Origin of the sequence: Streptomyces sp. NBC_00464 (assembly GCF_036013915.1) — a bacterium.
Taxonomy (GTDB): Bacteria; Actinomycetota; Actinomycetes; order Streptomycetales; family Streptomycetaceae; genus Streptomyces.
Genome location: NZ_CP107899.1, coordinates 6,483,683 through 6,495,072, shown reverse-complemented (window position 1 = coordinate 6,495,072; position 11,390 = coordinate 6,483,683). Strand labels below are relative to the sequence as shown.

Here is an 11,390-nt window from a genome sequence, read left to right as displayed (position 1 = left end):
GGCCGGTGAACGGACGTAATACGGCGGGCAGTTACAGCGCGACACCGAGCAGGGCGTCGACGGTGCGCGAGACAAGTCCCGGCGCTCCCTCGTCCGTTCCGCCATCGGCGGTCTGCCGCTCGGCCCAGCGGTCCACCGCGGCCAGGGCCGTCGGGGCGTCCAGGTCGTCGGCGAGGGCCTCGCGGACCTCCTCGACCAGCGCGTCGGCGGACAGCCCGTCGGGCCGGGAGACGGCGGCGCGCCAGCGCGCGAGCCGCTCCACCGCGTCGGCGAGCACCTGGTCGGTCCACTCCCAGTCGGAGCGGTAGTGATGCGAGAGCAGGGCGAGGCGGATCGCCGCCGGGTCCACACCGTCGCGGCGCAGCGCCGAGACGAAGACCAGGTTGCCGCGGGACTTGGACATCTTCTCGCCGTCCAGGGCGACCATGCCGGCGTGCACGTACGCCTGGGCGAACGGGTGCTCGCCCGTCAGCACCTGGGCGTGCGAGGCGCCCATCTCGTGGTGCGGGAAGGCGAGGTCGGAGCCGCCTCCCTGGACGTCGAAGCCCATGCCGAGGTGGTCCAGGGCGATGGCCACGCACTCGATGTGCCAGCCGGGCCGGCCGGCGCCGAGCGAGGCCCCGTCCCAGCTCGGCTCACCCTCGCGGGCGGCCATCCAGAGCATCGGGTCGAGCGGGTTCTTCTTGCCCGGGCGGTCCGGGTCGCCGCCGCGTTCGGCGGAGAGGAGCCGCATCGCCTCGGTGTCGAGGTTGGAGACCTCGCCGAAGTGCGGGTCGGTGTCGACGGAGAAGTACACATCGCCGTCGAGTTCGTAGGCGGCGCCCGCGTCCCGGAGCCGTTCGACGAGCGGCACGATGCCGGGTATCGCCTCGACGGCTCCGATGTAGTGCTGCGGCGGGAGCATGCGCAGGGCAGTCATGTCCTCACGGAACAGGGCCGTCTCGCGCTCGGCGAGCTCGGTCCAGTCCTGTCCGTCGCGCACGGCCCGCTCCAGCAACGGGTCGTCCACGTCGGTCACGTTCTGGACATAGTGAACCTGCCGCTTGGTGTCGAGCCACACGCGCTGAACGAGGTCGAACGCGTTGTAGGTCGCCGCATGACCCATATGGGTCGCGTCGTACGGCGTGATGCCGCAGACATAGATGCGGGCGACGGGACCGGGGTCAAGGGTGATCCGTCCGCCGGTCGCGGTGTCGTGGATCCGAAGGTCGCGGCCCTTGCCAGGCAGGGCGGGGACCTCAGAAGCGGGCCAGGCATGCATGTCACGAGCGTAACCGGACGCAGCTTCCGGATACGAACCGGAGGGGGGATCCTGTCCGAAGTCGCACTCTTGCGTCCGGGGCCGGAAGGTGCTTGCCCCGGTGGCTCCCGGGGCAGGCGGGGCAGGCGGGCGGTCACAGCGACTGCGTCACACCGGTGGCCACGGGATGGCCGGCCACTCGCCGCTGGGCTCCCGGTGCAGCCCCGTGCTCCGCAGCGCCGCCACCCGGGCCCGCAGGGCCTCGATCTCGGCGGCGGTGATCAGTTCCCCCAACCGGGTGACCAGCGCGGCCTCCGGCTCCAGTTCCGCCGCCAGCCGGTCCAGCACCGCGACCGCCTCCGCCGGCAGCGGCTCCCCCGCCCAGCCCCACAGCAGCGTGCGCAGCTTGTCGTCCGCGTTGAAGGTCACACCGTGATCGATGCCGTACAGCCGGCCATCGGGTGCGGCCAGCAGATGGCCGCCCTTGCGGTCGCCGTTGTTGATCACGGCGTCGAGGACCGCCAGCCGGCGCAGCCTGGGATCGTCCGCGTGCACCAGCAGCGCCGTCTTCCCCTCCCCCACCTCGGCGAGGGCCACGGGCTTCCAGCCCTCCCCCGGCTCCTCGTCCTCGACGAGCGCGAGCAGCCCGGGAGCGCCCTCGTCCTGCGGCGCCGACTCGATCCACAGCTGGCACATGCCCTGGCCGTACGGCCCGTCGCGCAGCACGGTCGGGGGCACCAGACCCCATCCCGTCGCCTCGGAGACCTCGTAGGCGGCCACCTCGCGCTGCGCGAGGGTGCCGTCGGGGAAGTCCCACAGCGGCTGCTCGCCGGCCACCGGCTTGTAGACGCAGAGCGCCTGCTCTCCCTCGTACGCGACCGAGCAGTGGAGCACCGCGTTGGAAGCCCCGCGGACCTGTCCGAGGACGGTGAGCTTCCCCTTGCCGAGCAGAGTGATCAGCTCGGCATCGCTCAGGCGCCGCGACGGTATCCGTTCTGGCGCGGGCATACGTGTCCTTCCGGGTCGAGCGGCAGGCTGCACAGGGGGCACGGGGGACGGCCGGCGTTCACGACGTCCAGGGCGCGTTTGGCGAAGGCCCTGGCCTGCGCGCCGCTGAGCCGGACCCGGAGCATCGGCGGGCCGTTCTCCTCGTCCTGGAGCAGCCGCTCCTCGGCTTCGGCGAGGTCCTCGACGGAGTCCGCGTCCAGTTCGACCAGGGCCTGCGCCTCGACGATCATGCGCTGTTCGTCGCCGTCCCAGGCCAGCGCCATGGTGCCGACCCGGAACTCCTCCTCGACGGGGTTGTCGAGGGGAGCGGTGTCGGTGACGTCCATCGGGGCCACGGCCGGCACGGGCGAATTCCCGCCGGTGCGCCGCACCACTTCGTCGAGCAGTTCGTCCACCCGCTCGGCGAGCGCGGCGACTTGGGTCTTCTCCAGGGCCACGCTGGTGACACGTCCGCCTGAGGATGCCTGCAGGAAGAACGTACGACGTCCAGGCAGCCCGACCGTACCGGCCACGAAACGGTCCGGGGGGTCGTAGAGGAACACCTGACGGGACACGTCCTGTCTCCCTTGAAAATTGACGGCATATGAGGGGTTGGCCGGGCCGGCCCGGGAGAGTTCCCCGGAAAGGCGCCTACGGCGCGTCCACCCTACTGTGCGAAGCGATCACGGCGCCCCAGCGCCGCCGCCGACCGCCGCGTCCCCCGAGCCGCCGACCGCCGCACCCGTCCCGGCGCTCGCGTCCGGTCCCGGTTCGCGGGGCGCCAGCGAGGCCAGGTCGCCCGTGTCGCCGAGCCGCAGCAGAAACGGGCGCAGCCTGGTGTAACGGATCGCGGTGACGGAACACGGATCCGCCTGCACCCGCTGGAAGAGGTCCAGATGCATGCCGAGGGCGTCGGCGACGAGGGACTTGATGATGTCGCCGTGGGAGCACATCACGTAGACGGCGTTCTCGCCGTGCTCCGCCTCGATCCGCGCGTTCCAGTCCCGTACGGCGTCGACCGCGCGGGCCTGCATCGCCCGCATCGACTCGCCGCCGGGGAACGCCGCGGCGGACGGGTGCTGCTGCACGACCGTCATCAGCGGCTCGTCGGTGAGCTCGGCGAGCTTGCGCCCCGACCAGTCCCCGTAGTCGCACTCGCTGATCCGCTCCTCGGTGTGCAGCGCCAGCTCCGGCCGGGCGTCGAGCAGTGGCCCGAGGGTTTCCCGGCAGCGCTGCAGGGGGCTGCTGACGGCGGCGGCGAGGGGCAGGGCGGCCAGCCGTCCGGGGAGGGCGGCGGCCTGCTCGGTGCCGCGCTCGTCGAGTGCGACACCGGGGGTGCGGCCGGCGAGCACCCCGGACGTGTTGGCGGTGGAGCGTCCATGACGGACGAGGATCAGGGTCGGCATACCGGCCAGCGTAGGGCGACGTCCGGGCAAAGGTGCGCCGGGGACCGGAGCAGGGGAGAATGCGCGCGTGATCGTGGACTGCGCCATTTACCGGGACGGACGCCGCACCGACGGCCCCGCCGACTTCTCCGATGCCCTCGACGAGGCGCGGGCCAGCGGCGACGCGTTCTTGTGGATCGGCCTGCACGAGCCCACGGAGAAGGAGTTCGACCTGGTCAGCAGCGAGTTCGGGCTGCACCCGCTGGCGGTGGAGGACGCGCTGGCGGCACACCAGCGGCCGAAGCTGGAGGTGTACGACGACTCGCTGTTCGCGGTGATCAAGCCGATCGTGTACGACCACGAGAGCGACACGGTCAGCACGGACGAGCTGATGGTGTTCATAGGCGACTCGTTCGTGGTGACGGTCCGCCACGGCGAGGGGGCGCCGCTGGCCGCGGTACGCCGCCGGCTGGAGGCCGAGGCCGATGTGCTCAAGCACGGGCCCACGGCGGTCCTGTACGCGATCAGTGACGCGATCGTGGACCACTACATCGATGTCGCGGGCGAGCTCCAGGTCGACCTGGAGGAACTGGAGACGCAGGTCTTCGCCCCGAACGGCAGCGGCGACTCCAAGAACACCGCGGCCCGCATCTACACCTTCAAGCGCCAGGTGCTGGAGTTCCGCCGGGCGACGGTCCCGCTGGCCGCGCCGATGGCCCGGCTGGCGAGCGCAGGGGTGCCGTTCGTCCACGAGCACTCGCAGCCGTTCTTCCGGGACGTGCAGGACCATCTGATCCGCGCCAACGAGCAGGTGGAGGGGTTGGACCGGCTGCTCTCCGACATCCTGTCGGCGCATCTCGCGCAGATGGGGGTGCGGCAGAACGACGACATGCGCAAGATCTCGGCCTGGGCGGCGATGGCAGCCGTGCCAACCATGGTCGCGGGTATCTACGGCATGAACTTCGACCACATGCCGGAACTGCGCTGGGTCTGGGCCTATCCGGCGGTCGTGCTGCTGATGGCGGGCGCCGTCGTCGGCCTGTACCGCCAGTTCAAGCGCCGCGGCTGGCTCTGACGGCCACTGCCGGACGGGCGGTACGCGCCCGCTCAGGCGAACTCGGGTGCCGGAACAGCCGGCCCGCCCAGCGCGTCGCGCCGCTCGGGAGGCGTCAGGCTGACCATGCGCCGCCAGCCGATGAGCCGCTCGTACACGTGGACGGCGCGGATCCCCGCCGCAAGTACCGCGGCCTTCGCCCGGGACCATCCCAGCAATCGGCCCATGTGATCCATCACGGCGAGGCTGACGTCGCGGTACACCCGGATCTCGGCGAGGGCGCACTCGCGCAGGATGTGCTGGATCGTCCGTCCGTGCCCGGCCGCGGCGAAGCGCAGCAGCTCCTCGTGGCAGTACGCCAGGTGGTTGTCCTCGTCGTTCGAGATCATCTTCACCGCGCGGCCCAGCTCGGGATGGTCGGCGAAGTACCTGCACAGCAGCTGCATCTGCTCGGACGCACGCTGTTCGGTCACCCGGCTGTGGGCCAGGTACGTGATGATGTCGCGCTCGGTGAGCCGCTCCTCGCGCACCAGCTGTTCATGGGCGAGGCCGATGCCGTGCTTCTCCAGCAGCATCGTGTAGTCGGTCTCGTGCGGGACCGGAACCGCTGTCAGACCGCGCTTCCTCAGCAGGGCGTTGAAGATCCGCCCGTGCTTGTCCTCGTCGGCGCCGTGCCGGGCGATCTTCGGGGCGAGCGCGCGCTGGCTCTCGGGTACGAGGGCCGCGATGCGGCCGTTCTCCCAGCCGCCCTGGGACTCCCCTCCGGCGGCGATGGAGCAGAACAGCCGGAACGACTCGTCGTCGTCGAGGATCTCCTGGAACAGGTTCTTTGCCGAGAGCATCACTGCCACCTCCGTGCCGGCGTCTGCCGAGCGACAGTCAAGTGCGCCCGGTCCCGACGGGCAACAGGAGCGCTCCCCCACTGGGCCGAACGGGGTACCGGCCCTCGCGGCCGCCTCACCCCGGCGAACCGTTTCCGCACAGGCCCCGTAACCCCATCGCCCTGCCCGCGTTGTCCCCTGTGACGGCCGTGGCGGGGAGGATCCCCGAGCCCCCACCACGGCCGTAGTGCTGCCCGTCGCGGAGACGGACTAGGGCCTGTGTGGAGTTGTCCCGTGGAAAAAGGAGCGGGGCTGGGTGCGTGTGATCGCAAGGCGCCGGAGCGTCCTGGTAGCTCCGCTACAAGGACGTTTCGGCAACGCCGCGAGCGCGCGTGCCCAGCCCCGCGACGCCGCGGGACAACTCCACACAGGCCCTAGGCGAGCCCGGACCGCTCCAGCGCGTCCGTGCCGGCCCGCAGCGCGGTGATCCGCTCGTCGAGCGTGAAGCCCGCGGGGGCCAGGGTCAGGGTCGTGACGCCCGCGGCCGCGTACCCCTGCATCCGGTCTGCGATCCGCTCCACCGAGCCCAGCAGCGTGGTCTTGTCGATCAGCTCATGCGGTACGGCGGCGGCCGCACCGGCCTTGTCGCCGGACAGGTACTTCTCCTGGATCTCGGCGGCCTCCTTCTCGTACCCCATGCGCTGGGCGAGCTGGTTGTAGAAGTTCTGCTTGGGGCTGCCCATGCCGCCGACGTACAGCGCGGTGTAGGGCCGGAACATGTCGGCGAGGCCCTTGATGTCGTCGCCCACGGCGAGCGGCAGCGTCGGGCAGACGTCGAAGCCGTCCATGGTCTTGCCGGCCTTCTCGCGCCCGGCCCGCAGGTACTTCATCGCGGTGTCCTCAAGATGATCCACGGACGGGAAGATCAGCAGGGCGCCGTCGGCGATCTCGCCGGTCTGCTCCAGGTTCTTGGGCCCGATCGCGGCGATGTACAGCGGGATGTGCTCCCGCTCGGGGTGCACGGTCAGCTTGATCGGCTTGCCCGGACCACCGGGCAGCGGGAGCGTCCAGTGCTGTCCCTCGTACGAGAGGCGCTCCCGGGCCATCGCCTTGCGGACGATCTCCACGTACTCCCGGGTGCGGGCGAGCGGCTTGTCGAACTTGACGCCGTACCAGCCCTCGGACACCTGCGGCCCGGACACCCCGAGGCCGAGGCGGAAGCGGCCGCCGGAGAGGGAGTCGAGGGTGGCCGCCGTCATGGCCGTCATGGCCGGCTGACGGGCCGGGATCTGCATGATCGCGGAGCCGACGTCGATGGACTCGGTCTGCGCGGCGACCCAGGACAGCACGGTCGGCGCGTCGGAGCCGTACGCCTCGGCCGCCCAGCAGACGTCGTAGCCGAGCCGGTCGGCCTCCTGCGCGACGGCGAGGTTGTCGCCGTCCATTCCCGCACCCCAGTAACCGAGATTGATGCCGAGCCGCATTGCCGCTCCCCTTACTGATCAGTAACGTCCCTGTGCTCCGGACTCTAGCGCGCGGGAGGGCGATACGGCAGGGGCAACCCGGGCCCCGGTTGTCCACAGGCCTGCGACGCGTGGGGCCCGGGCCAGTAATCTCAGCGCCCATGGAGCAGAGGCATCTCGGCCGCACCGGCCTTCGAGTGTCCCGGATCGGGCTCGGCACCCTCACCTGGGGCCGGGACACCGACGAGCACGACGCTGCCGAGCAGCTGAAGGCCTTCTGGGAGGTGGGCGGCACCCTGGTCGACACGGCGGATGTGTACGGCGGCGGGGAGGCCGAGTATCTGCTCGGGCAGCTCGTCGGGAGCCTGGTGCCGCGGCACGACATGGTCCTCGCGACCAAGGCGGGCAGCGTGGCCGATCCGTACCGCAGGTTCAACGGCTCGCGCGGACATCTGCTGGCCGCCCTGGACGCCTCGCTGGCACGTCTCGGCACGGACTACGTGGATCTGTGGCAGGTCCACGCCTTCGACCCCATGACCCCGCTGGACGAGACGCTCCAGGCACTGGACATAGCCGTCTCCAGCGGACGCGCCCGCTATGCGGGCGTGTCCAACTTCTGCGGCTGGCAGCTGGCGAAGGCCGCGACCTGGCAGCTCGCCTCGCCCGGGGTGCGGACCCGGCTGGCCAGTACGCAGATGGAGTACTCGCTGCTGCAACGGGGCGTGGAACGCGAGGTGCTGCCTGCCGCGCTCGACCTCGGTGTGGGGCTGCTGCCGTCCTCACCCCTCGGCCGGGGCGTACTGACCGGCAAGTACCGCACGGGCACCCCGGCAGACTCGCGTGGCGCCTCGGAGCTGCTGGCACCCTTCGTGGAGCCTTATCTCGACGACCCGGCGAGCCGCATCGTGCACGCCGTGGCGACCGCGGCCGACGGGCTGGCCACCACGGCGCTCCAGGTGGCACTGGCCTGGGTGCGGGACCGGCCGGGAGTGGTGGCCCCGATCGTCGGCGCGCGCAACGCGCAGCAGCTCACGGAGGCATTGTCAGTGGAGGCGCTTAGTCTTCCTGACGAGATCTGCCAGGCGCTCGACGATGTGTCGGCGCCCGTGCACCGCTATCCGGACCAGGACTGGAGCACGCTGTGACTGCGCTTCCCCGGGGGGAATCCCCCGGCCCCTCGGCCACCGACGACGACAACGTCGTCGCGGACGAGCCCGCCACCGCGCCCGCACCCGCCGAGGAGGCCGCTGCGGGGGCCGGCGACGAGGAGACGGCCGAGGACCCCGACGGGGCCGACGCGGCCTCGGCGGACATGGGCACCGTCGCGGACGGGAGCGCCGGGGGCGACGCCGCCGCCGCGGCTCCCTCCGAGGCCGAGGCGGAGCTGGCAGCCCAGCGCGAACTGCGGGAGCGGATCGAGAAGCGCAAGGCCGAGAAGGAGGGCCCCATCGCCGCCGGCGCGAAGCTGAGCGGCCCGGCGGCCGATCTGCTGGCCGCTGTGCGGGCCGTGGAGAGCGGAGAGAAGCCGGGCGCCGCGTTCTTCGACTCCCCCGCCCCTTCCCCCGCCCGCCGGACCGCTCCAGCGCCCGCGCCGGTGCGCGAGCGGGCCCCCGAGCCCGTCCACGCGTCCCGGAGCGCGTCGCCGGAGGCTGTCGCCGCCGTGGCGGCCGTGCTGGCCGGGGGAGGGGCTCCCGAGGCACTGGCCGGTCCGGCAGCCGGCACCCTGGGCGCCCAGGCCGACGAGGTCCTGCGCGAGGACCCGTGGCAGCTGCTGTCCCTGCCCGGCGTCGGCCCGGAACAGGCCGACGGCTTCGCCCGGGCCCTCCTCGGCGCCGGCTGCGGACCCGACGACGAGCGGCGCACCGCGGCCCTGGTGGGCTGGCTGCTGGAGCGTGCCGCGCTGCAGGGCCACACCGCACTGGACGCGGCGCAGGTACGCGCCGCGCTCGCCGGGCGGGCGGTGACCGACCCCGACGCGGCGGTCCAGCACGCCATCGCCGAGGGCGTCGTCCTGGTCTTCCAGGACGGCCCGGAGGACGAGGAGTCCGGCGAGGACGAGGAGAACGGCGGGACCGAGGAGGGCGCGGATCCGGCGGCCGAGCGGGAGCCGGTGCAGGTGTTCCTCGGCCTCGACCGGTACGCACTGGCGGAGGAGAGCCTCGCCGACGGACTCGCCCGGCTGGTCAACGCCTGCGAGAAGGACGCCGACTGGTCGGATGCCGCCGCCGCGGCCCCGTCCCCCTCGGCCGCCGAACTGATCCGCACCGCCGCGGCCCACGGCCTCGTCGCGCACACGGGCGGCGAGGCGGCGAGGGCCGAACCCGCGGCGCTGATCGCCGCCGCCGGCGGTCTCGGTCTGCGGGCCCTGGGCGCCACGCACAGCGTGGACGGCCGGCAGCGGCTCGCCGGGGCGGTCGGCGACCCCGCTGCCGCCGTCACACTCGCAGGGCTCCTCTCCGGCGCGGAGGGCCCCGGGCGGGACGAGGAGGGGGCGCTCGCCCTCGACCTGCTCGTCGTGCTGGACGCCCCGCAGCTGGACGTCGAGACCGGCGCGATGCTGGTGGAGTCCCTCGCCGACGGCACCCGTCTGGTGTTCAGCGGCGATCCGGGCGTGCTGGGATCGGCCGGTGCGGGGCGGGTGTTCGCCGATGTCCTGGCCGCCCGCGCCTGCCCTCAGGTCGTCTCCCGCACGCCGGACCCGGGCCCGATCGGCGAGCTGGTCTCCGGCATCGGCATCGGGGAGCTGAACCAGGTGGAGGCTCCGGGCAAGGAGGTCGTGATCGTCCCCGTGCGCGACGCGGGCGAGGCCGTGCACCGCACGGTGCAGTTGGTCGCCGACTCGGTGCCGCGTGCCATCGGGGTGCCGTCATCGGACACCCAGGTCATCACCGTCGGCCACGGCGGCTCGGCCGGCACCCGGGCGTTGAACGAGGCGCTCAAGCAGCGGCTCAACCCCGGCCCCGGCCGCTTCGGCGGTTTCGATCCGGGGGACAGGGTGGCCCATGTCCCCGCGCCGGGCAGGACCGTGCCCGGTGTGGTCGTCTCGGCCGACGCCGAGGGCCTGCACCTGGACTGTGCGGGGAGCCCCGTCGTCGTACCGCAGGAGCAGGTCGCGGCGTCCGTCCGGCACGCCTGGGCGCTCAGCGCCCACCAGGCGGCGGGGATCCGGTGGCCCGCGGTCGTCGTCGTGCTTCCGGGCGATGCGGCTCAGGGGCTGAGCCGCCCCTGGGTCTACACCGCGTTCGGCCGGGGAGTGCGGCACCTGTCCGTGGTGCACGGTGTGGACCAGGCCCTGCCCCGTGCTGTGGCCGAGTCCCCCGCCCAGGACCGCACCACCCGGCTGCGCACGCTGCTGGAGGCGTCCGACAGCTGACGGCCGAGCGGCTGCCGGGTGGCGGGCCCCGTGCCGGGCCGAGGCCGCCCGACAGCCGCTGAGGGCCGGGCGGACGCATCGTGCGTCCGCCCGGCCCTCAGACACGGCTCCTTCAGGAGCAGGAGCGAGGGATCAGCTCCTGCCCTTCGTCAGACCGTCCAGTTCCTCGTCCAGATCGTCCTCGTCGAAGACGGCACTGACGTCGAAGCGGCAGACCACCAGCTGCGGATCCGCGTCGTCGAACGGGGCACCGAGCCACTCCCCCGGCTCGGCCAGCTCGTCCACGGCCGCGACCCAGAGCGTCGAGTCGCCCTCCTCCAGACCGAACTCCGTGTGCCGGGACGCGATCTCGTCCGCCTCGTACTCACCGAAGAGCACCCCCAGCGCCGCGTGGACGCTGCTGCCGACCACGGCCGCGCCCTCGCTGCCGCGCTCGTCCGGATCCACGTCGGCGAGGCGCTGCGCCTGCGCGAGCAGCCGCTGCGGCTCCACCACCGCGTAATCGCGACGGATCAGCACGCTGAGCGCGTTCGGCTCCTCCGGGCCGCCGTACGGCGGCAGGGAGTCCTCCACCCCCGGAATCTCGAACGGGGTGACCTCGTCATGACGGTCGTAGAGGAGTTCGTCGTAGACCTCGGCCGCAGCGGCCAGTGCGTTGAACGCGTCGTAGACAGCGGGGTCGTCGTCCCCGGACCGGCGTTCGACCGCCGCGAGGTGGTGGTCGATCGCGGCTTTGACCGCATCGGCGGCGGCGCGTACCTCGGCAGCGGTGGGCTGCGCAGCATCAGACATAGGGCAGACGCTATCCGTACACGGGCTCTGCCCGCACAATAGATGCGATGCCGGAATACGAATTTGTCGACGTGTACGTGCCGCGCGGGGTGTCACGGAAGGAGACGGCCCGCCTGTTGACCGACCATGCCGAGTACGGGCACTGGGAGTTGGACCGACTGACTCTGCGCCTGGACGGCAGTCGCCGGGTGCGGCTGCGGCGGCGGATCATCCGCCAGCTGCGAGCCACCTGGTGAGACGGAACGGGCCCCGCTGCCGCGGGGCCCGTTCCCTTC

Annotated in this window: 11 protein-coding genes; 4 read left to right on the top strand and 7 right to left on the bottom strand. The window is 72.4% G+C overall.

From position 1 onward, the window contains the following. Nucleotides 1-31: 31 nt before the first annotated feature. The 4 genes from mshC to OG912_RS29165 all read right to left on the bottom strand — a co-directional run bounded on the left by mshC (nt 32) and on the right by OG912_RS29165 (nt 3,633). Nucleotides 32-1,261, bottom strand: a complete 1,230-nt coding sequence (gene mshC, locus OG912_RS29180) for a cysteine--1-D-myo-inosityl 2-amino-2-deoxy-alpha-D-glucopyranoside ligase (RefSeq protein WP_326735276.1) — start codon at nt 1,259-1,261, stop codon at nt 32-34. A gap of 147 nt (nt 1,262-1,408) precedes the next feature. After that, nucleotides 1,409-2,248, bottom strand: coding sequence for an SCO1664 family protein (locus OG912_RS29175; RefSeq protein ID WP_327711931.1), 840 nt, complete (start codon nt 2,246-2,248; stop codon nt 1,409-1,411). Beyond that, nucleotides 2,212-2,802, bottom strand: a complete 591-nt coding sequence (locus OG912_RS29170; RefSeq protein ID WP_326735278.1) for a DUF3090 domain-containing protein — start codon at nt 2,800-2,802, stop codon at nt 2,212-2,214. The genes OG912_RS29175 and OG912_RS29170 overlap by 37 nt, the downstream gene beginning before the upstream one ends. A 108-nt stretch (nt 2,803-2,910) precedes the next feature. Beyond that, the gene (locus OG912_RS29165; protein ID WP_327711930.1) at nt 2,911-3,633 is read right to left on the bottom strand and encodes a histidine phosphatase family protein; all 723 of its coding nucleotides are present in this window, start codon (nt 3,631-3,633) and stop codon (nt 2,911-2,913) included. A 67-nt stretch (nt 3,634-3,700) separates the two neighbouring features. Between OG912_RS29165 and corA the strand changes: the two genes are divergently transcribed. After that, nucleotides 3,701-4,687: a magnesium/cobalt transporter CorA gene (gene corA, locus OG912_RS29160; protein ID WP_327711929.1), complete on the top strand. Its 987-nt coding sequence runs from the start codon at nt 3,701-3,703 to the stop codon at nt 4,685-4,687. Nucleotides 4,688-4,719: 32 nt separating this feature from the next. On the opposite strand, the gene OG912_RS29155 is transcribed toward corA, so the two are convergent. Continuing rightward, nucleotides 4,720-5,508: a ferritin-like domain-containing protein gene (locus OG912_RS29155; RefSeq protein ID WP_327711928.1), complete on the bottom strand. Its 789-nt coding sequence runs from the start codon at nt 5,506-5,508 to the stop codon at nt 4,720-4,722. Between the two features lie 413 nt (nt 5,509-5,921). Continuing rightward, the gene (locus OG912_RS29150) at nt 5,922-6,971 is read right to left on the bottom strand and encodes an LLM class F420-dependent oxidoreductase (protein WP_326735282.1); all 1,050 of its coding nucleotides are present in this window, start codon (nt 6,969-6,971) and stop codon (nt 5,922-5,924) included. Nucleotides 6,972-7,111: 140 nt separating this feature from the next. Between OG912_RS29150 and OG912_RS29145 the strand changes: the two genes are divergently transcribed. Then, on the top strand, nt 7,112-8,095 hold the full coding sequence (locus OG912_RS29145; RefSeq protein ID WP_327711927.1) for an aldo/keto reductase: 984 nt from the start codon (nt 7,112-7,114) through the stop codon (nt 8,093-8,095). Beyond that, nucleotides 8,092-10,323: a helix-hairpin-helix domain-containing protein gene (locus OG912_RS29140; RefSeq protein ID WP_327711926.1), complete on the top strand. Its 2,232-nt coding sequence runs from the start codon at nt 8,092-8,094 to the stop codon at nt 10,321-10,323. The genes OG912_RS29145 and OG912_RS29140 overlap by 4 nt, the downstream gene beginning before the upstream one ends. A 132-nt stretch (nt 10,324-10,455) precedes the next feature. Here the strand turns inward: OG912_RS29140 and OG912_RS29135 are convergent, their stop codons facing one another. Continuing rightward, on the bottom strand, nt 10,456-11,115 hold the full coding sequence (locus OG912_RS29135) for a hypothetical protein (RefSeq protein ID WP_326735285.1): 660 nt from the start codon (nt 11,113-11,115) through the stop codon (nt 10,456-10,458). Nucleotides 11,116-11,162: 47 nt separating this feature from the next. Between OG912_RS29135 and OG912_RS29130 the strand changes: the two genes are divergently transcribed. Continuing rightward, a complete protein-coding gene (locus tag OG912_RS29130) occupies nt 11,163-11,351 on the top strand; it encodes a DUF5703 family protein (protein WP_136328229.1) in 189 nt (62 codons plus the stop codon). Nucleotides 11,352-11,390 lie beyond the last annotated feature (39 nt).